The organism is Microcoleus sp. AT3-A2 (assembly GCF_036705685.1).
GTDB lineage: Bacteria > Cyanobacteriota > Cyanobacteriia > Cyanobacteriales > Microcoleaceae > Microcoleus.
Genome location: NZ_JAUBVF010000026.1, coordinates 57,083 through 80,037, shown reverse-complemented (window position 1 = coordinate 80,037; position 22,955 = coordinate 57,083). Strand labels below are relative to the sequence as shown.

Here is a 22,955-nt window from a genome sequence, read left to right as displayed (position 1 = left end):
TTCTCAGACAGATGATATCGATTCCGGTTGCAGTGTCCGTAATTGTTGACTGTTGACTGTTGACTGTTGACTGTTGACTGTTGACTGTTGACTGTTGACTGTTGACTCGATGTTAAAAAAATGAAAATTGCGCGAATTATTTATTGGCAGCTTGATTAGACTTTACGCCCGACGATGAAGCGCGGATTTGATATCATTCCGGGGTAGCCGGAATTGATATGAAATATCATGTCGCTGACTCACTCATAACTGTAAAATATAGAATAGTTTGAGATTTTTCCTCGTTACCAGGAGCTTCCTGGTAACGAGAAGAAAAAATGTTAATCGGAACTTAAAAACTCCAGATAATTATTAGTCAATTCTTTGACTGCTAATTCGTAAAACTGCTGACCGTGTTCGGGGGTTGCTAAGCCGGGATTTGAACCCATTCTGCCGTCGGGAAATCGGCGGCGGAAGTCAGCGGCACCGTAAATTTTGTGCCCGGAAGCGACTTCTTCCGAAAGCGGAGCTTGCTTGATTGCTTCTGGATAAAGGTATTGGGTTAAGGCGATTTCGCTGGGGGTGGCGTGGGAACCTTCTTGGTTTCCGTACAATTCTTTTGCTAGTTTGTAGACTGATCCGCACATGAACCAGTTGCCGATTTGACACTGGATTCGATCGGCATTTGGTAAATTTAAGTCAGACAAATGCGCGTAAGTCTCGGAAAATGCTGCTTTCATGGTGGCAATGTTGCCGCCATGACCGTTAATGAAGAAATATTTCTCAAATCCCGCTTTTGCCAAAGATGTGATATAATCCCTGATTACGAGTATCAGCGTCTGCGGTCGGAGGCTGATTGTGCCGGGAAAGCTGGTGTGGTGCAAGGCCATCCCTACATTAATTGTCGGGCCGATTAAGGCATTGGCAGCTTCGCCGACACCGCGAGCGATCGCCTTGGCAGCAATGGCGTCAGTGCCGATCAAGCCGGTGGGCCCGTGCTGTTCGGTGGAGCCGATCGGGATAATTATGCCTCGCGAGCTTTCGAGATAAGCTTCTACCTCGGGCCAGGTACTCAAATGCAGCAACATGATAGGCAGTCTACAGAATTTTTACTTGCTATCGTCGATCGTAGCGGGCACGGGAAAAAAAGACTTTTGGTCAATTTATTATTGTATTATTAAAAAAAGCTCTAAAGTGCGATCGCAACTTTACCGTTATATTACTTAACGTTAATAATTTAACCACTTGATTACCAAAACTTTACCTTTTAATAACCTTTTAAGAGTAGTATAACAATCATCTCCCTATAGATTGGGTGTTACGTGGTCAATTAACAGCGGGCAATGTTTTATGAAATTAACACCGACCCCGAAAAATGACCAGACTTCTGTGGCCTGGGCGCAGGCAGACAGCGCGGTTCCGGCAACTGCTCTACGGCTGTATTCCTTGCATGAGCAAGTAGCAAAGGTCGAGCGCGTGTCTGTGGGATGGACTGGCGAAGGATTCTAAGCGATCGAACAAATGGCGATCGTACAAGCGATCGCAGCGCGAGAGTGCCTCAGCTACTGAAGAAGGTACCTCGCGCTAGCCACATACAAACATCACTCCCACTGATATTTATGTCTTCTGCTGAATTAAGCGAATGTCCTTCAAGGTTGGCTGTTCGACAAGCCGGCCGTATCTTGTTATTGGAAGGTGAAGATCTGTTACGGGAAATGCTAGCTTTAGCCCTTAAAGAACAGGGCTATGAGGTGGTGGTTACTAGCGACGGGCGCAACGCTCTGCCTTCTGTACAGGCTTCTTCGTCATACCACGGTGAATTTGCCTTCAACCTGTTAATTATGGATTCAATTAACGGTTTGGATTTGTGTCGAATGTTACGGCATCAAGGAAATCCCGTCCCTATTCTGATTATCGGTGCTAGAGGAAGTGCCAACAATTGCGCTTTTTACCTCGAAGCCGGATCGGATGATTATCTGACCAAGCCTTTTGGAATGCGGGAGTTTATCGCTCGCTGTCGGGCGCTGATGCGACGCCAGCGTCTCGGTCGGTTACCGGAATCGAGGACGCTGCAATATAAGAGCATAACTCTGTATCCTGAAGAGTGCCGCGTGTTAGTTCGTGGTCTGGAAGTGAAATTTTCTCCTAAACAGTTTCGCTTACTAGAACTATTTATGAGTTATCCCCGGCGAGTTTGGTCTCGTGATCAGTTGCTGGAAAAAATTTGGGGCCAAGATTTTATCGGAGACAGCAAAACAGTTGACGTTCACATCCGCTGGCTACGTGAAAAGTTGGAAATAGATCCAGCCCAACCGGAATATATCATTACGGTACGTGGGTTCGGCTATCGATTTGGTTAAATTATTAAATCAGTTGTAGGGTGGCAAATTGCAGTCGAATAGACAAATAAGGACACAATTTTTTTTGTGTCCTTATTTGTCTATGGAGTGTGTGCAATACAATAGCTTGGAGATGCAACCAGTAGATCTCTTCCAGCGACCGTTGCCGTTATCTTTTACCCGCTCGCGAGCGGTATAAATCAAAACTCCCCTGTCCACTGCCAACAATGAAGTTTCGAGCAATCTCCTGCAACCGCAACAGCCGCCACCATATCTGAACTCGGAATTAATTCCATTAAAGACCATCTCGATGCTTCTTCGGGGTTGTCTTCAACATTTAATAGTGCTGCTGGTTCTCCTGGTCCTAGGCTGACATCAAACTGATTCAGAGGAATAGAAAGTCCTTTGCCGACTGCTTTAATGTATGCCTCTTTACGAGTCCAGCAGGTGAAAAAAGCTCTGGGTTGAAGATGTTCTGGGAGCAAAAGCAACACAGAGTGTTCTAAGGGTGAAAAAAACTTTTCAGCAATTTCCAGGCAAGGAAAGTTGGGATTTATGCTTTCAATATCGACACCAATATCTCGATTTTTGGTAATCGCAATTACAGCCATATTTCCTGAGTGAGACAAATTGAAACGGAGGGTATTTCCACCTTGGGCGACGATGAGAGAAGGCTTGCCGTAGGGATTGTACTCAAAGCGTAAAATGTGAGAACTTATGTTAAGATAGCGACTCAGAATTGCTCTCAGCGCGCCGCGACTCACAATAAATTGCGATCGATCTTTTGGAAAGCGAAAACGATCGGCTTTTGTCCGCTCGTCCGCAGAGAGAGTCTGTTGTAAACTCTGCAAGCAAGATTCTGTTTGAGCAAGAGAGACGCGCCAAACATGAATTTCTCCCATATCCAATGTCAAGTCTAGCGGTGGGGAATTCCACGGAGGAACGACAGCAATCATGTATTTACCCTGCCTTATCAAAAGCTTCCACTTACCAAATTACCGCTCTTCTTCTTTATCTTCTCTCTCTTCCTTCGCGCCCTTCGCGGTTCGTTAAACGCTCCCAATCCCAACTGTCAATCGATTTTAGATTTTAGATATTAGATATTAGATTGAAGAAAGCGACCCCACTGATAAATCCGGGGGCCCCGGACTAAATTGCTTGATTGTCAATTACTCCAGGTTTGTACAACTTTTCCTGCTAATTTTTGTCCCAACCAAGGCGTATTTGCCGATCGCGACTTCAGACTTGACCCATCAACAGTCCAGCTCATGTTTGGGTCGAACAAAATCAGCTCAGCAGAGACTCCCGGTGCAACCGTGGCGGGGGTTTGTCCGAGACAAACTGCAGGGCCTGCGCTCAACACTCGCCACAGTTCTAAAGCCGAAAAATCGCCAGTTTCTACCAGTCCGTGCCATAGCAAAGGCAAAGCTAATTCCAAACCGATCGCCCCAGGCGGACTATCAGCAAAAGCCACAGTTTTCTCCTCATAAGTATGCGGGTTGTGGTCGATCGCGATCGCATCAATTACCCCATCTTTCACAGCTTGAATCAGCGCTAATTGGTCGCTGACATTGCCCAACGGCGGTTCTAGGTGTAAATTCGGATCGTAGGCCAACGAAGCAGTCAGAGCATTTCTCCCGCCGGAATCTTGAGAGTTTCCTGAAATTGCCCCGACATTCAACAGCAAGTGCATCCAAGTCACACTCGCAGTTACCGGCAAACCCCGCACCTTCGCATCTCGAATCAATTCCACACTGCGCGCCGTAGAAACGCGCATAATGTGAACCGGAGTGCCCGCAGATGCCACCAACTCTAGGATTGCCGCCAAAGCGGAAGTTTCCGCACTCGCCGGAATTCCTGGCAAACCCAAGCGCACCGACACCGCACCCTCCCGCGCCGCGCCCTTTCCTGCTAAAGTTCGATCGCACGGCCACAAAGCCACAGACTTGTCCAAAGGCTTGATATACTCCAGCAAACGCCTCACCAGAGCCGGATTAGACAGCGGCAAACCGTCCGCAAAACCCACCACTGCACAGGAGGCCAGCTCGCCCAACTCTGCCATCTGCTGACCTTTAACGCCCGCTGTCAGCGCGCCCCAAAAATACAAGCGGGGCAGCCCCGGCGACAAATTGCGGATATGTTGCTGCAACAAAGCTAAACCAGCCAAATTGTCAACAGGTGGGGAGGTATCCGGCAAAATCGCCACTCGCGTAAAACCCCCAGCCGCCGCAGCCTGCATCAAGGATTCCAGGGTTTCTCGATCCTCAAAACCCGGTTCTCCGCTGTGACTGTAGATATCAGTTAACCCCGGCCCCAAAATCAGTCCCTGGCAATCCCGCACTTCTGTGTCAGCGGGAAACTCAGCAATTTTTTCCTCAACTGCTTTGATATTACCTTCAGCAATCAGAATATCAGCGATGCGATCGCTCCCTGAAACTGGATCTAGCACTCGTACATTTTGTAGCAGTTCGCGGCTCATATAACAGAAGGAAGTTCGGCAACGGATTATGTAACGGATGTAACGGATGTAACGGATAGAAAGAAGAAGGAAGAAGGAAGAAGCAATCCAGCGCATTAGGTTCAGGAATTAAGAACTTCCTAAGCGTTGGGCGCGGTTGTTATCCCAATTCAAACATTTTTCAGGCGCGAACCCGTAGGGGTGGGCGTTCCTTCCGCTACGGGTTCGCGCCCAGCACTTTACTGATTACAGTGCTCCTGCGGCTGTTTGGTCAAAAACACCGCCGCTCAAATGAGTTGTGACATTCATCGCTTGTAATACCGGCAAACCATCGGGGCCGTGAGGATAATCAATCACGCTAACGGCTCCGTTTCCTTGTTTGAATTTCCAGAAATGTTCGGGTTCCAAGCCGAATAGGTGACAGAGAATAGCTTTGTTAATGGCATCGTGAGCAACGACAATTCCAGTACCAGAAACAGATTGTACAATTTCTCGCCAAGATGCGATCGCCCGCGTCCAAACTTGCTGCAAATTCTCTCCTTCGGGCATTTGCACTGTTTCAGGAGATGTTTTCCATTCTTCTAGCAAACCGGGATAGGATTGTTCGATTTCTGATTCAAACTTTCCTTCCCAAAGTCCGTGGCTGATTTCTCTTAGCTCATCGCGGAGTTCCAGTTGCAAACCGCCGTGATATTTGAGAATAATTTCCGCAGTTTCTTTCGGGCGCAGCATGGAACTGCTGATTGCAAAATCCAATTTTACATCCTTGAGAAATTCTGCTGCTCGCCGGGATTGTTCGCGGCCGTTATCGTTGAGAGGTACGTCAATTTGCCCTTGAAATTTACCTGCTTTATTCCAGTCGGTTTCGCCGTGACGCACCAGCAACAATCGCGGGCCTTGGTGTCCGTCCCTCGGTTTGGGAAAAATTTCGCCGGTATGGGAAGTTAAATTCACTGACTCTAATTGAACTGCAACTTTCTTTTTTGGCTCTCCGAGTTTGTCGTTGGTAACAGGGGAAGGGCCAAAATTAATGACACTAATTCCGCAATTTGACTGTTGAATTGATTGATAGTAATCCGGGGTAATTTCCGACGCGGTGGCGATGAGAGCGCGGTTGATTCCGTTGTGACCTACTACTAGAATTGTGCCGTCTTTGTGGCGCGATAAAAGTTCTTGCCAAAAATGACGAGCGTTAGCAAAAATTGCCAATACGGGAAAGTGTTCGATTTCTCCGTCAGCAGATGGCAGTTTCATGGAAAATTTGTCGGGCTGTTTTTGCCACTGCTGATATGCTGCGGGGAATTTGTCGATCGCATCTTGGCGGAGCATTCCTTCCCACAGAGGCAAATCGATTTCCATCAAATTATCAGTTGGCTGGAGTTGTGGCGGATTTGTCAAGCGCGACAGGATGATATCTGCTGTTTCTTTGGCTCGTTTCAGGGGACTTGTATAGGCGGCATCAAAGGCGATACTGCTGAGTGTGTCGCCTACTTGCAGGGCGGCGCTGCGGCCTGCTTCTGTCAAAATTGATTTATCGAGGCGGCCTTGGATGCGGCGTTCTTGATTGTATGTGCTTTTGCCGTGACGGACTAAGATAATGCGAGTCATTCGATTTTAGATTTTAGATTTTAGATTTTAGATTTAGCCTGTTACGCGCTTCGGGTGCGCGGTGCACGCCTTACCCAGTCTTCGGGTGCGAGACGAGTCAAAAAGATGAGCCAGTGAAATTTTACCAGTTGTGGGGGTACTCTCGTCTGCAACGACCTATGATGAAAGACGGAAAAGATTTAGCCACGGATTCGCGCGGGACGGAAAAGCAGTAATGACACTGAAGCGGGTTATTTTAGGTATTTTAACGGCGATCGCGATCGCCATGGTCGGTTTATCTTTACTTGCTAGTTGGAATCAGCCGCAAATTCAAAGCCGGCTGGAACTCTACCAGACAAATTTGCTGCTGCACGCCTCGGAGTGGCAAGGAGAAAATAATCAGAGTGCTAATTTAAGTTCGGCGCGCAACAATATTGTCGGTGCAGATCCTTTAAATACGGCTTTGACGCAATATCAAGAAGCGCGAGACTCGGCTCGCAAAACTCTCGAAACAAGTCAATCACAATTTAAAGTAATTCAGTCTACCATCGCCTCCAAGTCTGAAGATAATACTCTGAATTTGGCTCAAAACAAGGCTTTGTCAGAGTCTATAAATCAACAGTCATTGCTGCTGAACGAACTTGACTTGCGATTGGGAATTTTGCAGGCAAGCAGTGGCAAAACTGAGGTGGCGCTCCAAACTTGGAAAAATTTAGTTGAGCGCTACAAAAATAAAATTGATGACGATTCTTCGGTGGTAACTGCTCAAGTTTTAACGGGAATTTGGAGCAATCCGGCTCAACTGCTACCGGATGCCGAGCCGCGCATTCAAAAGTCTTTGGATGGCTGGTTTCGCTATCGCGCTCTCGCTCAACTTTACAAGCTGCAAGAACGTTCTAAAGAGCTGGCGGCGCTGCAAGCAGCAGAGCAAGTAACGGCCCAGCAAGCTGTAGAAAAGTTGGCAATTATAGTTGGCGTTCCGGCGATCGCACTTTGTATTGGTACGGTTTTGCTGGTTGGTTTGACCGTGCAGTGGTTGTTGCAGCGAAAGCAGTTAGATACAGCAGGTTCTGGCCCTGTGTTGGCGCGAAATGCGAGCTTGACTTGGGATGTGCCTTGGGACGGCGAGATTGTTTGGCAGGTGCTGGTTGTCGGCTTTTTCTTTGTCGGGCAAATCTTGATTCCCTATTTGTTGCTGCCAGTTTCTCTGGCTGTTTTAAAACTCAATCCTGCTACTTTTGACCCGCGCGACAAGGCTTTTTATATCTTTGCTACTTATTTGTTGCTGTCGGCTGGGGGGCTTTCGGTACTGTATTTTTCGGTCAAGTCTTTTTTGCCTTTGCCGGAAGGTTGGTTTCGGATTAATTGGCGGGGAAGTTGGTTTTTGTGGGGATTTGGTGGCTATTTTGTTGCTTTGCCTTTGGTAGTTTTGGTGTCGCTGATCAATCAGCAATTTTGGCAGGGACAAGGTGGGAGTAATCCGATTTTGCCGATCGTTCTCGAAGGTAGGGACAACGTGGCTTTGGCGGTGTTTTTCGGCACTGCTGCGATCGCGGCTCCGGTTTTTGAGGAAATCGTGTTTCGGGGCTTTCTGCTGCCTTCTCTGACTCGCTATTTGCCTGTTTGGGGGGCGATCGCAGCTTCTGCTTTCTTGTTTGCGGTGGCTCACTTGAGTGTGTCTGAGATTCTGCCTTTGGCGACTTTGGGGGCGGTTTTGGGGTTTGTGTACACGCGATCGCGCAATCTCCTTGCGCCTATGCTTCTCCACAGTCTTTGGAACAGCGGTACTCTCCTGAGTCTGTTTCTTTTGGGCGGGGGCGCGAGTTAATTCGGGCGGTTGTTAATAATTGTGAATTAACCGAGTTTTTTTGAGAACGATCGTCAGGGCGATCGACTCTTGCCAAAAACAGTAGTAGGCTGTTCGGTGCGCCCCTGATATCTAGCCCGGTAAAATAACCGGAACTCCCATAGGGGCGGGTTCATCCTAATCTGTAATATCAGCAACAGATCCAGATAGACCCGCCCCGCTCCCTTACTTTAGCGGAAAAACAGGGTTTAACATGGAAGTAATATCTTGTCGGCTGATGATTGAGAGACTCACCCGGGCGATCGTACCAAACGGAAGTTGACAATCGGGCTAATTTATAGGTAAATTTTAATTTAGGATGAGGCTTAAACCCAATGAGCAATTTGAACAGCCGCAAGTTAGAGGGAACGCCGAGTTGGATGCGTTTCGCACCCTATGCAGCCTTGGGCATTTTAATATTTTCTCTCAATTCAGGCAGCGAACTCAATTATTTCTTGAGAGGCTACTTGGTGATTCTACAGGCTCAAGTCGGTATAGTTATGCTGTATTTTGCGATGTCTAAGTTTCGCAAAAACCCAAATAAATGAGTAAAAATTAGTAAGATTACTTAGCTCGATCGTTAAAGGTCGATCATTAAAGGTCGATCGCGGAAGTTCAAATAAAAAAACTGGGGAAAGTAAAAATGGTAAAAGATAAAACCGTAGCAGTTGTGTTAGCTTTCTTTGTAGGAGGTTTCGGAATTCACAAATTTTATTTGGGCAATAACTTAGCAGGGGTATTATACTTGCTATTTTCTTGTACATTAATTCCGTCACTGATCGCATTTTTCGATTTTATCGGTCTGCTGCTGATGTCGGAACAAGCTTTTCAGGTACAGTACAATGGCGGAACGTTGCCGTCTGGGTATGCCCTCAGAGCGGCAAAAGATGTAACTGGGGCGATCGGCGAATTGAAAAAACTTTACGATATGGGCGCAATTACGGCCGAAGAATATGAGGAAAAACGCCAAAAACTGTTGCGAGAATTGTAATTAAGAAGGAAGTTCGGCAACGGATGTAACGGATGTAACGGATGTAACGGATGTCAGGAAGAAGGAAGAAGAACTCCCACTCTTAAAAAAGTGGGATTGAGATAAGTGTGAGATCACAGCTATTTAAGGATATAACTAAAGTGTCTCAAGATTTATACTGGCTGCGTCAAACTCCAAACTGGGTGTGGTATTCTTTTATTCCCTACTTCGGCGGATTGGCGATCGCCTATGCAGGCCAAAAGTCAAATATTCGCAGTTGGATGGGATGGGGTGTTGGCATTACTTTAGCAGCACTAGCGGTATCTTCTTCAACTAATTTGGGTACGATCGTGTGGATTGCTCAAATTGTCACTGCTTTTAGTTTGAAAAAGCGCTATCTCATCAAAACCGCACCCAGAGGTATACTGGTTCCGGCGAGTGCGACAAATGCCGAAGAACTGGCAAACGTGCGCGGCAAAATAGATATTAACGAGTGTACCAAAGACGATATGGTCAGAATCTTGGGTTTGCCGATCGTCTACGCCAACGATATTGAATCTTTGCAAAACGAAGGCTACATTTTTACCCACGCCGAAGAGTTATCAGAAATAGCCGGAGTTCCCGAAAGTCACGTCAGACGCATCGCCCCGATGATTTGCTTCAGCTACAATTATCAAAAAGAATTGCAGTTTACTTGGAAACGGTTAAATATTCTTTCGCCGGAAGAGCTAATCGCCAGCGGTTTAGATCGAGCTGTTGCCGAAAAAATAGTTAGAGAAAGGCAGAGAAAAGGCGCTTACAAATCAGTTGTAGAAGTCAAGCGGCGGACGGGACTGCCTTTTGATTCCTACCGCCATATTTGTTAATTTGCATATGATTCAAGGGTAGTATGGCAAAAAACTCGATCGCCTCCTGGTAATTGACATTAAATGCACCTGCGGGCAAAAATCTCCCCCAGCAGGCGGGCAAGCGCAAAATTATAAAAAAGTATTTATTATCTTGACATTTACACAAAATAATGATATCTCAATATATTGTGAAACTCGTACTTTTCCCTAGCATCAACTCCAAACCAGGGTAAGTTTTCCAGAATCTGCCTTAAATATCAGTGGTAAGCTATCTGAATTATTATTGAAATGCAAAACGACACAATAGTAGCAGTACCGCTAACATCAAATTATGTCTGACTCTCCTCCATCCCAAATCTCCCCAGAAGCTGCACCGGAAAGTGCTGCTACCGAAAACCGCAGTGCCAAAACTCGGCAACTGTTGGGCATGAAAGGGGCTGCTAGCGGGGAAACTTCCATCTGGAAGATTCGCTTGCAATTGATGAAACCGATTACCTGGATTCCCTTAATTTGGGGCGTGGTGTGCGGGGCTGCGTCTTCTGGAAACTATGTTTGGAACCTAGAGAATTTCTTGATCGCAGCAGCTTGTATGTTGATGTCGGGGCCGTTGCTGGCAGGGTATACTCAAACTTTGAACGATTTTTACGATCGCGAAATCGACGCCATTAACGAGCCCTACCGTCCGATTCCCTCCGGTATCATCTCGATTCCCCAAGTAGTAACGCAAATTTTGGTATTATTAGCGGCTGGCATTGGGGTGGCTTATGCTCTAGACTTGTGGGCGGGTCATGAATTCCCGATAATGACTGTTTTGACTCTCGGCGGCGCGTTTCTAGCTTATATCTACTCTGCGCCTCCGCTGAAACTGAAGCAGAATGGTTGGTTGGGAAATTATGCCCTGGGTGCTAGCTACATTGCCCTGCCTTGGTGGGCGGGTCAAGCTTTGTTTGGTACACTAGATCCCACGATTATGATCTTGACCCTGTTTTACAGTTTGGCAGGGCTGGGGATTGCGATCGTCAACGATTTCAAAAGTGTTGAAGGCGATCGGCAATTAGGGTTAAAATCTTTGCCAGTGATGTTTGGCATCAGCACCGCAGCTTGGATTTGCGTGTTGATGATCGACATCTTTCAAGCTGGGATTGCAGGCTACCTGATCAGCATCCACCAAAACCTTTACGCTGTCATTCTGCTGCTGCTGATAATTCCCCAAATTACTTTTCAGGATATGTACTTTTTGCGTAATCCCCTGGAAAATGATGTTAAATATCAGGCAAGTGCTCAGCCTTTCCTGGTTTTGGGTATGCTGGTAGCAGCCTTGGCACTGGGTCATGCGAGTTAAGCAGAGTTTTGAGGTTTGAGTTAAAAAATTTTGAATTCAAAAAACCTAATTCACTTCTCAAAAAAATACCAAGCTCTGCAGCGTTAAGAAAAGTTTTGAATTTCGAGTTGTGAATTAAAAAGTTTTTAATTCAAAGAATCTAATTCAAGGCAGCGTATTATTCAAGAAAAAATGTCGAATTAAAAATTAAGAATTGAAGAAGGCTAGCTTTTTTAATTTTTAATTTTTAATCGGACTTGATGAGGTTTGAAGGTCTGATCGTGGCAGAATTTTTCTCAAATATCAAAGATACATTGAGCAAAGTCACTAACGCAATAAGCGGTAATTCCGATCGAGAACCGCCGAAGCCTGCGAAGGGTAATAAGCTCAACTCGCCGGAATCGGAGGCGGAATTTTCTACACGGACAAGGGATGAGCGATCCGAGTATGTGGTATCAGAAGATGCTGCACCTCTAGAAGAGTCAGAATATTTAGAGTCAGAATATTTAGAGTCGGAATATTTAGAGCCAGAATACGCTCGATATCCAATAGTCAATCGCAATTGGCAAGGATTGAAGCGCTTAATCGCTTGGTTGGAAATTGAACCTCAAGTTACCAGTTTGCAAACCAAGGGAAAAGAATTGTTGCGGCCGGGATTAAGTTTGCTGGAAACTAAATCACCCCAAAAATCGGATAGTAGCGAATTGCCGGAAAATAGCGCATCGCCGAACACCCAACTGCAGATAAATACGGAACTACAGGAAAATAGCGCACCGCAGGAAAATACTAAAAAACGTATCCCCCGCCGCCCTAGATTTTGGATAAGTTTAGGTGTGGCAAGTATAGGCGGGGGCGCTTTAATCTACGGTTTATGGATTTTGTACACATTAGACAAAGGTTTGCCGGATGTTAACGATTTGTCAGCCTTTAATCGCGACGGAACGCTGACAATTAAGGCGGCAGATAATACGATTTTGTTGCAGTCGGGACCTGCAACTAGAGATAAACTGAAACTTAAAGAAATTCCCGAACTGTTGGTTAAAGCTTTTATTGCCATAGAAGACCGCCGTTTTTACCAACATCGCGGGGTGGATTATCAAGGTATTGTGCGATCGATTGTTTCTAATTTGATAGAAAGAGATTTAGTGCAAGGCGGCAGTACAATTACGCAACAATTGGCTCGCGTTGTTTTTCTCAATCAGGAAAGAAGTATTAGGCGGAAAGTCCGGGAAGCTCTTTTAGCTCAGAAAATAGAGCGAGAGTTGAGTAAAGACCAAGTTTTAGAACGGTATTTAAATCTGGTTTATTTGGGTTCGGATGCTTACGGGGTGGCGGATGCGGCTTGGGTTTTCTTTAGCAAAACAGTAGATAAATTAACTTTGGCAGAGATGGCAACTTTGGCGGGTTTGCCACCGGCACCGAGCGAATATTCGCCTTTAGTTAATCCCGATATTGCTAAGAAACGCCGCAATCTGGTGCTGCAACAAATGCAGGAAGCGAAGGTAATTACAGAGGCTGAGGCGAAGCAGGCAATGGCGGAACCTATCGCCGTTAAACCAAGTGCCCCGAAGCGATTTAAAGTAGTCGCGCCTTATTTTGCTAGTTACATTCGGAAGGAATTGCCTCACTATGTTTCTCAGGATGCTTTGGAAGCTGGCGGTTTGACTGTTGAGACGACGGTGGATTTGAAGTGGCAGAAAATAGCGGAACAGGTGGTTAAAGATGCGATCGAAGTTGATGGCCGCCGTCAAGGTTTTGAACAGGCCGCTTTAGTTTCTATGGACACTAAGACTGGGGAAGTTAAAGCCCTGGTAGGAGGGGGAAATTTTAAGGAAAGTGAATTTAATCGCGCTACGCAGGCTTTGCGACAGCCCGGATCGACGTTTAAAGGGTTGGTTTATGCCGCGGCGATGGCGGCTGGTTTTTCTCCCTATGACGGTTACGAAGATGAACCAATTATTATCGACGGCTATCAACCGAATAATTATGGCAAAAAATTTAGCGGTTGGCGATCGATGTCTGATGCTTTGACGCGTTCGGTGAATGTCGTAGCTGTGAAGGTGTTGATGGATGTGGGGTTTGAACCGACGATAAAATTAGCCCACGATATGGGAATTAAGTCTAAATTGAGTCCGATTTATTCCCTGGCTTTGGGTTCTTCGGAAGTGAATTTGCTGGAGTTAACCAATGCTTACGGTACATTAGCATCGCAAGGTAATTTTATTGAAGCCCACGGAATTAAGCGGGTGATTAATCAGCGGGGAGATGTGATTTATCAGGCTAATTTTAAACCGAAGCGAGTTTTGGATAAGGATAGTGCTGCGATTACTACTTGGATGTTGGAGGGTGTTGTGCAAGACGGTACGGGGGGGCCTGCGGCTTTGTCCGATCGCGCTGTAGCAGGCAAAACTGGTACTTCGGAAAATGTCAGGGATTTGTGGTTTATTGGTTACATTCCACAGGTGGTGACTGGGGTTTGGCTAGGAAATGATGACAATTATCCCACTTGGGGAACTAGCGGTACGGCGGCGTATAATTGGCGCGATTTTATGAGTCAAGCTGTTAAGGGAATGCCGGTTGAGAAGTTTCCAAAGTTGCCGGAGTTGGAGGGCCGCAAAGGTAGTATTAAGGCCAAACCGGTGGAGCCTAAGAGGATTATTCGGGGGATGATTGTGAATGAGGATGGTGCGATCGTACCTTACAATCCCAATCCTCAACCGAGGTATTACCCACCGCAAGAACCAGCTTATCAAGAGCCTGCTTATCAAGAACCTGCTTATGAAGAGCCAGCTTATCAAGAACCGGGATATTAAACTATCGGTTTGGAGTAAGGACTTTACTCCTTTTTCAATTGCTTTAGCCTCACCATAAAAAAGCCGTCCATGTGATGTCTGTGCGGCCACACTTTCACCCATCCTTCCGGTGATGGCTGTACGGGTAAATCAATTGTTGGCGGTTCGATTTGCCAGTGAGGATTGCTGTCTAAGAACGATCGAATAACTGTTTCATTTTCCAACGGATGAATTGTGCAAGTTGCATAAACTAATACGCCGCCGGGCTTGACAAATGTCGCTGCATTTGCTAGCAATTCCGATTGCAGTTGAGATTGTTGTTGAATATTTTCGGGCGTGTGGCGCCAGCGGGCGTCGGCGCGGCGGTGGAGGGTTCCGAGACCGGAACAAGGTGCGTCTAGTAAAACTCTGTCTGCGAGGTTAACAAACTCTGAGAAATGGCGGCTGTCTCCGGTATGAATTTTAATGGATTTCATCTGGAGTCTGTCTGCATTTTCTTTAAGTTTTTTGAGTCTGCTGGCGGTTTTGTCGCAGGCATAAATTGTCCCTTCATCCTGCATTAATTCGGCGCTGTGGGTGGTTTTTCCCCCCGGCGCGGCGCAGGCGTCGATGATAGTTTCCCCTGGCTGGGGCGCTAGTAAATGGGTGACTAATTGAGCGCTGCTGTCTTGAATTGTCCACCAACCTTCGCTGTATCCGGGGAGGTTTTGAATTGCGCCGATGCTGCCATTTAGTCTTAATGCTTGGGGCAAGTTGGGGATTCTGCTAGTTGAGATGTTTTGGGATTTGAAGGCAGTTTCAATTTCGGCGATCGAGCTTTTTAAGGGATTGATTCTCAGGTCAATCGTGGGGGATTGATTGAACCATTCACATAGTTGTTCTGTTTCGGTTTCGCCTATTTGTTCGATCCACAAATTTACCAGCCATTCGGGGAAGCTGTGCAGAATTCCTAGGCGTTCAACCGTTGATTTATAATTAGTAACTGTTAATGGGTTTAAGTCGTTATCTGTTAAACGGATGTATTGGCGCAACAAACCGTTGACAAAACTGCTGAGTCCTGAAAATCCGTTTTCTTTTGCTAGTTGAACGGTGGTGTTGACGGCGGCGGAGGGGGGAATCTGGTTGAGATATTCGAGTTGATATAAGCCTAAATGTAGGATGGTGCGGAGTTCGGGCGGTTGTTGGGAGGATTTCTTTGTTGCTAGTTTGTCGATGATGAAGTCGATCGATCGCATTCTCCTGACGCTACCGTAAACTAATTCTGTCACTAAACGCCGATCGAGGTCGTTGAGTTGAGAATTGCCGAAAGCGCGATCGAGTGCGGCATCTGCGAATGCACCGCGGCGGTGGACTTCGCGGAGTGCGAGAAAAGCTATTTGGCGGGGATTTTGCATGGGGAATTGTTGATATGTCAAATTATTATAGGTGATTCAAATACCCGACGGTTGAAACCGCGTCTACACAGACAAAACTCGCCTTCGCTAGTTGAAGAAACCTAACGGTTCAAACCGCCGGTGGTCTCTAAAAGTTTCAAATTTCCTCTGGATTGATGCCCATTTCTCGCAATTTCTCGGATAGGCGATCGGCTTTTTGCTGTGCTAACTCTTTATCTTGTCGTTCTTGTTCCATTTGTTGCTGTGTTAGTTCCATTTGTCGCTGTGCTGATTCCTGTTGTCTTGACAACTCCACATAAGACAAAAACTTCTGTCCATCAGGCCGATAAATTTCCAAGTCTCCCGATGCAGTTTGAAAACGGATCTGCAAACGCGGACTCACCCAACCATCCATTAATTCAATATAGTTGAGTTTTCCATCAGAACGCAGCCAACCAATTAATTCATTATCCTCTGGACTGTAGACATAATATTCTTCGACTCCATAATCCTGGTAGAAATTAAACAGCTTAAACAGTGCTCCGATTCGATTTCCAGGCGAAAGGATTTCAAAGACAACTTGCGGGGCGATATTATCTTCAAGCCACTGTTGGTAGGAACCTCTGTAACCTTTCGGCCTGCCAAACACTACCATCGTATCAGGTGCTTGGCGAGTTTTGTTATCGCCTTCGACGGGATACCACAGCAAATCACCGGCTACAAAGACATTTTCGTTGTCTTTGTATAAGGCATCTATTCCGCCTTGAATGGTGACAATTAGTTCAAACTGTTTGGTATTGTCTGACATGGGTTTGCCGTCGCTGTCTGGGTAGATGATTTCTGCTGAGGTTTTAGTTGGAATTGTTGCGGTCATGGGGATGAGTCCTTTGCTAGTATCATCAATTTCTATTTTATACCTATTTTATAGGACTTACCCACGGGGCCCAGAAACCTGTTTTTTTTACGAAAATACTTCGTTCGTACTCGAAGATTAGGTAAAAAACCCGGTTTCTTTGTGGGAGTGCGTAAGTCCTGTGTTACTTATTCGCTTTTGGTTGACACCAATGGTTCTAATAAATTGCGTTCTTCTATGGGAAGTTCTAGCAAAACTCGTCTGTCGCCCTTGGTTTCCTTATAGCGGACTGCCGCATTCAGCAGGCGGATGGGAATTTGGAATTCTTCGTACTTGCTGGTTAGTTCTTGCCACAATTCTAACCAAGTGCGGGCGGCTTTGTCGCTGATCATTTCTGACATTAGCGCGGGGATATTTCGCACAATTCCATTTCCTAAGATTGAGAGATTTTCGTGCTTTTCGTAAACTGCAATTAGGCTGGTGATGCGATTTTTAGCTATCGGATCGTGCGTGTTTGTGAACAGGTTACGCAGAATTAACTCAGGATCATCTGGACTAGCTTCATCTTCTGATTCAATGCGTTTAAATGCGTCGTCTAAGGCGGTGATGCCTTCATCCCAGCGATTTAATCCGAGAATGGCAATTGCGCGATTAAAGAAGACATATGAATGTTGTTCGCCAAGTGCGATCGCTTTGTCGCAAGATATTAAAGCTTCTTCATAGCGGCTGAGATTATCCAGCGTCCAGCCTCGGACAGACCAAGCAAACTCATAATTAGCATCAATTTCGATCGCCCTATCAACGGATTCTAAAGCTTCATTGTAGCGTTTGAGGTAGGTGAGTACATTGCCTCGATTAGTCCAAGCCCACTGATAATTGTCATCAATTTCGATCGCCCTATCAACGGATTCTAAAGCTTCATTGTAGCGTTTGAGGTAGGTGAGTACATTGCCTCGATTAGTCCAAGCCCACTGATAATTGGCATCAAGTTTGATCGCCCGATCAAAGAATTCTAAGGCTTCCTCATAGCGTTTGAGGTTGTCGAGTACATCGCCTCGCTTAGCCCAAGCCCACTGATAATTGGCATCAAGTTTGATCGCCCGATCACAGGATTCTAAGGCTTCCTCATAGCGTTGGAGGTTGTCGAGTACATCCCCTCGCTGAACCCAAGCCCACGGATCATTCTCGTCAAGTTTGATCGCGCGATCAAAGGATTCTAAGGCTTGTTCATAGCGTTCAAGGTTTTTGAGTATATCGCCTCTCCTAGCCCAAGCCCACGGATCGTTCTCGCCAAGTTCGATCGCCCGATCAAAGGATTCTAAGGCTTGTGCATAGCGTTCAAGGTTTTTGAGTATATCGCCTCTCCTAGTCCAAGTCCACGGATCGTTCTCGCCAAGTTCGATCGCGCGATCAAAGGATTCTAAGGCTTGTTCATAGCGTTCAAGGTTTTTGAGTATATCGCCTCTCGTAGTCCAAGTCCACGGATCGTTCTCGCCAAGTTCGATCGCCCGATCAAAGGATTCTAAGGCTTGTTCATAACGCTTGAGGTTGTTGAGTACAATGCCTCGTAAAACCCAAACAGGCTGAAAATTGGCATCAAGTCCAATCAACATATCACAAGATATTAAGGCTTCGTCATAGTGTTTGAGGTTGTTGAGTAGATAACCTCGCATAGCCCAAGCCCCTTGATCCTTGGAGTCAACTTTGAGCGCCCTATCGTAAAATTCTAAGGCTTCTTCATAGCGTTCTCTCTCATAGTATACATCGCCTACGATATGCCAAACCCTCGCATCATCATAATTGGAGTCAATCGCAATAGCTTTGCGTAAACATTCTAAAGCTTCATCGTCACGTTCCAGACTAATTAAGCACAATCCATTTAGCAACCAATCCTTTGCCTCGCCGCGACTTGTTACCAATTTTTCCGAATATGCTAAAGCCGAAACATAGTCTTTCTGTTCAATACAATTTTCAAATTCATCAAAGTAAGCCTTCCGACGCGGATCTTCCTCATTTCTCTCAATAGCCTCCAGCGCCCGCATATAATATTCTCGATCCATCACAGAATCAGGTGGAAGGGGTGTCAAAACTTGCCCATACATAAAATTACTTTCTTTGTCCCCCAAATCAACATCCGCCATCCTCAATCCCAATCGCTGCTGCAACTCTTGCCGCGTATACCAAACCCGAATAAAATCCACAATTAATCGAATCGGTTCATTTCGCTGCTTCTTTACCTCCAGACAAAAACGCATCAAAGGTTCCCGCAATTCATACCACGATTCCCGTCCTATTTCCTCAGTTTTGACATAACCCTTATCTCGCAAATCTTTAAGCTGGCTAGATACAGTTCGCTGCTCAATAAAACAGCGTTTAGCAATTTCTTTTACTGGTGCGGCACCACCTCGATCGCACAAAAAGTCAACAATCTTTCGCTGCTGATTTGAAAGATATTTCATCCGATCCTGATAGTAGGGCGTGAGGCTATCCAGCATTTCCATGAACGGTTCTACCAATTTATCGAGCGATTCAGGAGTCATCAGAAAAGCCGAAAAAACAATGTAGACGCGAGGACTGCCACCCGAAAGGTAATGAACCACTTTAATGCGATCGCGCCCTGTTGGACTTTGAATAAAAGATGCTAAATCATTATTCCCTTCTAACTTGGCAATATGATTTAATAAAGCTACAGCATCATCGAGCTTAAACTCATCTAATTCATGTAAATCAAAAAAATCATAAAAAAGATTATTAGAGTGCTTTACTCCATCAAACAAGCTTTGTGATGTTGCCATAATTGTCAAAAATGAATAATTTTGAATATACCCCCTCAACTGCTTCTGCCCGAAATCCGCCAACCCGCTAAACACGTCCTCTAAATTTTCGACAATCAACAACAGCACCCGCTTGCCAACAAATTTTTTCAGCAATTCTGCGGCTTTAAATTCAGCTTGCTCCGGCGACAAATCATAAAGCTTTTCAACATCATCATGTAACTCAGCTTCATATTCTACCTCATATTCTTTAGCAATTGCCCGGAATATTCCCCGCAATAAATCCAAAAAAGACGCAATCCCCCATTCCTCTTCCTGCAGCCACGCAATTAGCAATTTATCCTGCAAATCTTCCATCTTAACGACGCGATGATAAATCAGGGAAACCAAGTGCGTTTTGCCAATGCCGCGCGGCCCTATTAGTAGTTGAAAATGCTTGTTATCTGTTAGGGCACTCACCCGAATTAGCTCTACTAAACGTTCTGCTAATCCGTGACGCTGTACTAAGATAGCTTCCAGGGTTTCTGGTGACATCAAGCTCGGAGTAAATCGAGAGATAAATGTATTTTTCATAATATCTATTGGGTTTAACTGGTTCCCCGGCTGTGCCTGGGAACCGATATCTAGAGGCTCTGCCTCGTCGGTTGCAGAGGAAAACAGGAGGCAGAGCCTCCGGTTCAGCGTCCCCAGGCAGAGCCGGGAAGGAGAAAATGCTTGTTAGACAAGGCTTGTAGAAGTTATACGTCTAATTTACCATAGCTTTAAAAGAAATACGTCAAAACTGTTGTATATTTTTAAAAGCAGTGTTAGACTGCCCTTAACAAGCAAACAAGCGCCCCTAGGTGGTACTAGAGACGCTCTCAATTGCTTATCAGTTTTCGGGAGCCACTGGGTGCAACCAGTAGGACTCTGATGTTGTTTATGGTCTATATAGACCGAGGATTTCTCATGACTAATTATAACAGCGAACAGCTCAATTTGTTCACCCAGCCGATCGCAGTTTTGGTGGAAATGGGCTGCAATGTTGAACGTGCCGCCGAATATACCAAATGCTCAAAAAGCTCAATCTACGATCGGCTAAAGAAAAATAAACCGTATCTGCGGCAGGTTCCCACAGGTACGTGGCAAATTTACTCTACAGGCAAAAAAGATGGCTCAATTCTTGTGAATGTTGCCTTCATTTATTCTCCAAAAGATAAGAATTGGAGACTTGCTTGAACTCAAATCTCAAGGCTGCGTTAGTCCAAAGCTTAACGCAGCCTTCTGCCTCTTCGGTTGCTCAGGAAAACAGCAAGCAGAGCCTCCAAATCTGCGTCCCCAGGCAGAGCCGGGGAACAAGAAAAAATATAAAAAATATGCTTTAAGACTTGTTACAATACACAAAACTTCATACTTTCCCCAACACTGGATGACCTTTTTCAACGCCTCCGAACCCCTAATCCGCTGCAAACAGGAACATCTCGACGTACAAGACCGCGAAGGCCTGTTGCAACTCCGCTGGCAAATTGGAAATATTACTCTTTTCTCAGGACTTTATACCCGCATCGACCAAACTTTTCTGCTTTGGGGTTTGGTGACAGGGGGGATTTTTTTTACTGCTCAGTTTTTCCCGATCAGTTGGAGCTTTCAGGCGATTTTGTGGTCAACTTTGACTCTAATTGGCACTGCGGTAATGGCTGTTTTGACTTTGTTTTGGGTAAGAGTCGAGCGAGTTAGCTGGATTCTTTATTCTTGGGCGATTTTGATGATAACTGGTTTGGTTTTGACCGATTGCAGTATTTTTGCCGGTTGGGGAGGTTTGTTACTGCACCTTTGCGATTTGTGGTTGGGATTGAGCGCGATCGGCTATTTTTGTACGGGACTCGGTTTGCGATCGCGCACTTTTCTCCTGATTGGACTAACTCATTTATTTAGCATCCCTCTATTAACATTTGTTGCACCTTGGCAATATCTAACCACAGGAATAATTATGGCTGGTTGTTTGTTGTTATTGTCCGAATTACAGTGGGATATGCGATCGCCGATCGACAATAGTTTGCTAAGCGCAGAACAGAAAGAATTTAACAAAATTCAACAGCAACTGCGACAGAGTGGCGCGATGGTATCCAAATAAATCACAAATGTAAAGAATTCTGTAGCACTGCTGACACTTTCCACAAATCGTACACAATAGTAAAGATACAGCATCAATAAAAAACAAACTTTAACCAGAACAGGTGTTTTGCTGTTTTACCTGTGAATCGCCAACTTTAGGGGAACGGTGTCCGGGAGGCGACTGGCTAACAATGCTGTACTTGCAACCATAAAAGTTAATTCCGGTTGAGAGTAGTTGTTAAAACAAAAAAAGTGGTGCAGGGTTTTTACCGTTTCCCCTGCTTCGCAGTTTCTGAGGAGAGGCTAAACCCTCTACTAGAACAGCCCGACGAGATTGACACAAGTTTTGACAGTTGCTCATGCCGATTTTTAAGTTCAGTGTTTAAGAAAATTGAGGAAATGCTCGCTGACGAGCATTGCAGGACTTAGGATTAAATAAGTCCTGCTTTAGTTTGGGAAATTTAAGTTCTGTTTTACTCTGATGTGCGTTTTCGCAATATTTCCCTTACTTCCATTAAAATCTGGCCCAACATATTTTTGCCACTGCCATCTTTACCACAACCCCAAGAGTAATCAACAGGGGAATTTTCGACTATTTCCTCATCCGCAGTAGCGAGTAAAATTTCTCTAATTTCGGCATGAGTTTCAAATTTGCGGAGTACGGCTTTTCGCATGATATCATCTTTTACTTTTTCCCAATCTTTGCGGAGGGGACGTGAGCGATCACGTCCCATTTTTGCGGCATCTTTCGGTGTTTTTGCTTGGCGAATTTGGTCACAATGAGCCGTTTTGGGAAACTTTTGTGCTTGAAAATAATACTCGGTAGTTGGCCAATATTCTCCGTCTAACTCGAATCCATGAGATGAAAAGTTAGAGAAACAGCCGTATTCGCTGCCAGTGGTGTAGAAGTAGATAGCCATAAAGTCTGCGATTTCAATTTAGTTAAGAATCTTGGTCGATCGTCATTTTAACCTCTGTTGATTCTCAACTATCTTCAACCGCAAATCAATAGTTTCAAGATGGGAACCGATGTAAGACAGCAGGGCGTAGATGAATACTATCACCCCTACCATTTCCATAATTTCCTCAACAGAAGTCATCAAACCGTAGATCAAGTTTCGCTGACCTACCGCATCTGCATAATAGCCAGTAACCATTTCCATGCCAAGTGCTCCACCGACATATATACTGCCTGCCAGTAAAAAACAATCCCTTGTTTTCCGGGGTAAGTGCCGGAGAAACTTGAGATAAGCCAGCCCAGTAACCCCAACAAAAATCGCCCCCGGAATTACCCAAATGAAGTAAAAAATTCCCCCTAAATCCAGTGCTTTTCGCAAGTCGTTAATAATTAATATTTCGTGCAAACTCAAAATTTCATCTAAAGAAAAAAATACAAACATCAACGCCAGCGCTTTCCAGTGCCCAAAATACCGATCGCCCTGCTTCTTCTTAGCACTAGCAATAATACCTAGCAAAATAGCGCAAAACAGCAAAGTAAATGACGAGTACCACGAAGGATAATTTATTTCTTGGTCTAAATTAAACAAATTAATCCAGCGTTCTTTATAGTTAAAACCGTAGCGCAGAACTTGTACGATGCAACCAGCAACAGCAAAGAAGAGCACCCAAATGCTGAGAGAGAAAGCAACTCTCTTCGGCGAAACAGAAATAAGGAATTTCATCAAGTTTTTGATAAACTAGAACAAGCAAAATCAAACTAT

At 45.3% G+C, this 22,955-nt stretch carries 18 protein-coding genes; 9 read left to right on the top strand and 9 right to left on the bottom strand.

The window, feature by feature from the left end; all coding sequences use genetic code 11:
* Positions 1 to 320: 320 nt before the first annotated feature.
* On the bottom strand, positions 321 to 1,067 hold the full coding sequence (locus tag QUB37_RS16320) for a creatininase family protein (RefSeq protein ID WP_333163732.1): 747 nt from the start codon (positions 1,065 to 1,067) through the stop codon (positions 321 to 323).
* 531 nt (positions 1,068 to 1,598) lie between these two features.
* Between QUB37_RS16320 and QUB37_RS16315 the strand changes: the two genes are divergently transcribed.
* Positions 1,599 to 2,339 carry a response regulator transcription factor gene (locus QUB37_RS16315; protein WP_333163760.1) on the top strand — a complete coding sequence of 247 codons (741 nt, stop codon included), beginning with the start codon at positions 1,599 to 1,601 and terminating at the stop codon, positions 2,337 to 2,339.
* Positions 2,340 to 2,518: 179 nt separating this feature from the next.
* On the opposite strand, the gene QUB37_RS16310 is transcribed toward QUB37_RS16315, so the two are convergent.
* From QUB37_RS16310 to QUB37_RS16300, 3 genes are all read right to left on the bottom strand, one after another.
* Positions 2,519 to 3,274 carry a 4'-phosphopantetheinyl transferase superfamily protein gene (locus tag QUB37_RS16310; RefSeq protein WP_333163730.1) on the bottom strand — a complete coding sequence of 252 codons (756 nt, stop codon included), beginning with the start codon at positions 3,272 to 3,274 and terminating at the stop codon, positions 2,519 to 2,521.
* Positions 3,275 to 3,483: 209 nt separating this feature from the next.
* On the bottom strand, positions 3,484 to 4,797 hold the full coding sequence (locus QUB37_RS16305) for a dihydroorotase (RefSeq protein WP_333163728.1): 1,314 nt from the start codon (positions 4,795 to 4,797) through the stop codon (positions 3,484 to 3,486).
* Between the two features lie 225 nt (positions 4,798 to 5,022).
* The gene (locus QUB37_RS16300; RefSeq protein WP_333163726.1) at positions 5,023 to 6,384 is read right to left on the bottom strand and encodes a histidine phosphatase family protein; all 1,362 of its coding nucleotides are present in this window, start codon (positions 6,382 to 6,384) and stop codon (positions 5,023 to 5,025) included.
* A 214-nt stretch (positions 6,385 to 6,598) separates the two neighbouring features.
* Between QUB37_RS16300 and QUB37_RS16295 the strand changes: the two genes are divergently transcribed.
* From QUB37_RS16295 to QUB37_RS16270, 6 genes are all read left to right on the top strand, one after another.
* Positions 6,599 to 8,191, top strand: coding sequence for a type II CAAX endopeptidase family protein (locus QUB37_RS16295; protein ID WP_333163724.1), 1,593 nt, complete (start codon positions 6,599 to 6,601; stop codon positions 8,189 to 8,191).
* 353 nt (positions 8,192 to 8,544) lie between these two features.
* Positions 8,545 to 8,757, top strand: a complete 213-nt coding sequence (locus QUB37_RS16290; protein WP_333163721.1) for a hypothetical protein — start codon at positions 8,545 to 8,547, stop codon at positions 8,755 to 8,757.
* Between the two features lie 95 nt (positions 8,758 to 8,852).
* Complete coding sequence (locus QUB37_RS16285; RefSeq protein WP_333163719.1) at positions 8,853 to 9,200, top strand: NINE protein; 348 nt, start codon at positions 8,853 to 8,855, stop codon at positions 9,198 to 9,200.
* Between the two features lie 140 nt (positions 9,201 to 9,340).
* Entirely contained in the window at positions 9,341 to 10,045 is a 705-nt protein-coding gene (locus QUB37_RS16280; RefSeq protein ID WP_333163717.1) for a helix-hairpin-helix domain-containing protein, read from the top strand.
* Positions 10,046 to 10,358: 313 nt separating this feature from the next.
* The gene (chlG, locus tag QUB37_RS16275; protein ID WP_333163714.1) at positions 10,359 to 11,369 is read left to right on the top strand and encodes a chlorophyll synthase ChlG; all 1,011 of its coding nucleotides are present in this window, start codon (positions 10,359 to 10,361) and stop codon (positions 11,367 to 11,369) included.
* Between the two features lie 239 nt (positions 11,370 to 11,608).
* Positions 11,609 to 14,161, top strand: a complete 2,553-nt coding sequence (locus QUB37_RS16270; RefSeq protein WP_333163711.1) for a penicillin-binding protein 1A — start codon at positions 11,609 to 11,611, stop codon at positions 14,159 to 14,161.
* Positions 14,162 to 14,184: 23 nt separating this feature from the next.
* Here the strand turns inward: QUB37_RS16270 and QUB37_RS16265 are convergent, their stop codons facing one another.
* The 3 genes from QUB37_RS16265 to QUB37_RS16255 form a co-directional block, all read right to left on the bottom strand.
* Positions 14,185 to 15,534: a 16S rRNA (cytosine(967)-C(5))-methyltransferase gene (locus QUB37_RS16265; protein WP_333163708.1), complete on the bottom strand. Its 1,350-nt coding sequence runs from the start codon at positions 15,532 to 15,534 to the stop codon at positions 14,185 to 14,187.
* A 136-nt stretch (positions 15,535 to 15,670) separates the two neighbouring features.
* Positions 15,671 to 16,387, bottom strand: coding sequence for a Uma2 family endonuclease (locus tag QUB37_RS16260; protein ID WP_333163706.1), 717 nt, complete (start codon positions 16,385 to 16,387; stop codon positions 15,671 to 15,673).
* Positions 16,388 to 16,554: 167 nt separating this feature from the next.
* Positions 16,555 to 19,713 (bottom strand): tetratricopeptide repeat protein, encoded by a 3,159-nt coding sequence (locus QUB37_RS16255; RefSeq protein WP_333163703.1) that lies wholly within the window; start codon positions 19,711 to 19,713, stop codon positions 16,555 to 16,557.
* Between the two features lie 375 nt (positions 19,714 to 20,088).
* Here QUB37_RS16255 and QUB37_RS16250 point away from each other — a divergent pair, with 375 nt between their 5' ends.
* The gene (locus QUB37_RS16250; protein ID WP_333163701.1) at positions 20,089 to 20,358 is read left to right on the top strand and encodes a hypothetical protein; all 270 of its coding nucleotides are present in this window, start codon (positions 20,089 to 20,091) and stop codon (positions 20,356 to 20,358) included.
* Between the two features lie 190 nt (positions 20,359 to 20,548).
* Complete coding sequence (locus tag QUB37_RS16245) at positions 20,549 to 21,253, top strand: hypothetical protein (protein ID WP_333163697.1); 705 nt, start codon at positions 20,549 to 20,551, stop codon at positions 21,251 to 21,253.
* Positions 21,254 to 21,707: 454 nt separating this feature from the next.
* Here the strand turns inward: QUB37_RS16245 and QUB37_RS16240 are convergent, their stop codons facing one another.
* Together QUB37_RS16240 and QUB37_RS16235 are read right to left on the bottom strand one after the other, a co-directional pair.
* Positions 21,708 to 22,154: an NADAR family protein gene (locus QUB37_RS16240; protein ID WP_333163694.1), complete on the bottom strand. Its 447-nt coding sequence runs from the start codon at positions 22,152 to 22,154 to the stop codon at positions 21,708 to 21,710.
* A 42-nt stretch (positions 22,155 to 22,196) separates the two neighbouring features.
* Entirely contained in the window at positions 22,197 to 22,916 is a 720-nt protein-coding gene (locus tag QUB37_RS16235) for a hypothetical protein (protein ID WP_333163692.1), read from the bottom strand.
* Positions 22,917 to 22,955 lie beyond the last annotated feature (39 nt).

Bases quoted from the DNA above. Each gene is read 5' to 3' on its own strand.
- QUB37_RS16255 (WP_333163703.1), bottom strand. From the start codon at position 19,713: ATGAAAAATACATTTATCTCTCGATTTACTCCGAGCTTGATGTCACCA.
- QUB37_RS16245 (WP_333163697.1), top strand. From the start codon at position 20,549: ATGACCTTTTTCAACGCCTCCGAACCCCTAATCCGCTGCAAACAGGAA.
- QUB37_RS16300 (WP_333163726.1), bottom strand. From the start codon at position 6,384: ATGACTCGCATTATCTTAGTCCGTCACGGCAAAAGCACATACAATCAA.
- QUB37_RS16270 (WP_333163711.1), top strand. From the start codon at position 11,609: ATGAGGTTTGAAGGTCTGATCGTGGCAGAATTTTTCTCAAATATCAAA.
- QUB37_RS16310 (WP_333163730.1), bottom strand. From the start codon at position 3,274: ATGATTGCTGTCGTTCCTCCGTGGAATTCCCCACCGCTAGACTTGACA.
- QUB37_RS16305 (WP_333163728.1), bottom strand. From the start codon at position 4,797: ATGAGCCGCGAACTGCTACAAAATGTACGAGTGCTAGATCCAGTTTCA.
- QUB37_RS16320 (WP_333163732.1), bottom strand. From the start codon at position 1,067: ATGTTGCTGCATTTGAGTACCTGGCCCGAGGTAGAAGCTTATCTCGAA.
- QUB37_RS16285 (WP_333163719.1), top strand. From the start codon at position 8,853: ATGGTAAAAGATAAAACCGTAGCAGTTGTGTTAGCTTTCTTTGTAGGA.
- chlG (WP_333163714.1), top strand. From the start codon at position 10,359: ATGTCTGACTCTCCTCCATCCCAAATCTCCCCAGAAGCTGCACCGGAA.
- QUB37_RS16315 (WP_333163760.1), top strand. From the start codon at position 1,599: ATGTCTTCTGCTGAATTAAGCGAATGTCCTTCAAGGTTGGCTGTTCGA.
- QUB37_RS16295 (WP_333163724.1), top strand. From the start codon at position 6,599: ATGACACTGAAGCGGGTTATTTTAGGTATTTTAACGGCGATCGCGATC.
- QUB37_RS16250 (WP_333163701.1), top strand. From the start codon at position 20,089: ATGACTAATTATAACAGCGAACAGCTCAATTTGTTCACCCAGCCGATC.
- QUB37_RS16235 (WP_333163692.1), bottom strand. From the start codon at position 22,916: ATGAAATTCCTTATTTCTGTTTCGCCGAAGAGAGTTGCTTTCTCTCTC.
- QUB37_RS16290 (WP_333163721.1), top strand. From the start codon at position 8,545: ATGAGCAATTTGAACAGCCGCAAGTTAGAGGGAACGCCGAGTTGGATG.
- QUB37_RS16240 (WP_333163694.1), bottom strand. From the start codon at position 22,154: ATGGCTATCTACTTCTACACCACTGGCAGCGAATACGGCTGTTTCTCT.
- QUB37_RS16265 (WP_333163708.1), bottom strand. From the start codon at position 15,534: ATGCAAAATCCCCGCCAAATAGCTTTTCTCGCACTCCGCGAAGTCCAC.
- QUB37_RS16260 (WP_333163706.1), bottom strand. From the start codon at position 16,387: ATGACCGCAACAATTCCAACTAAAACCTCAGCAGAAATCATCTACCCA.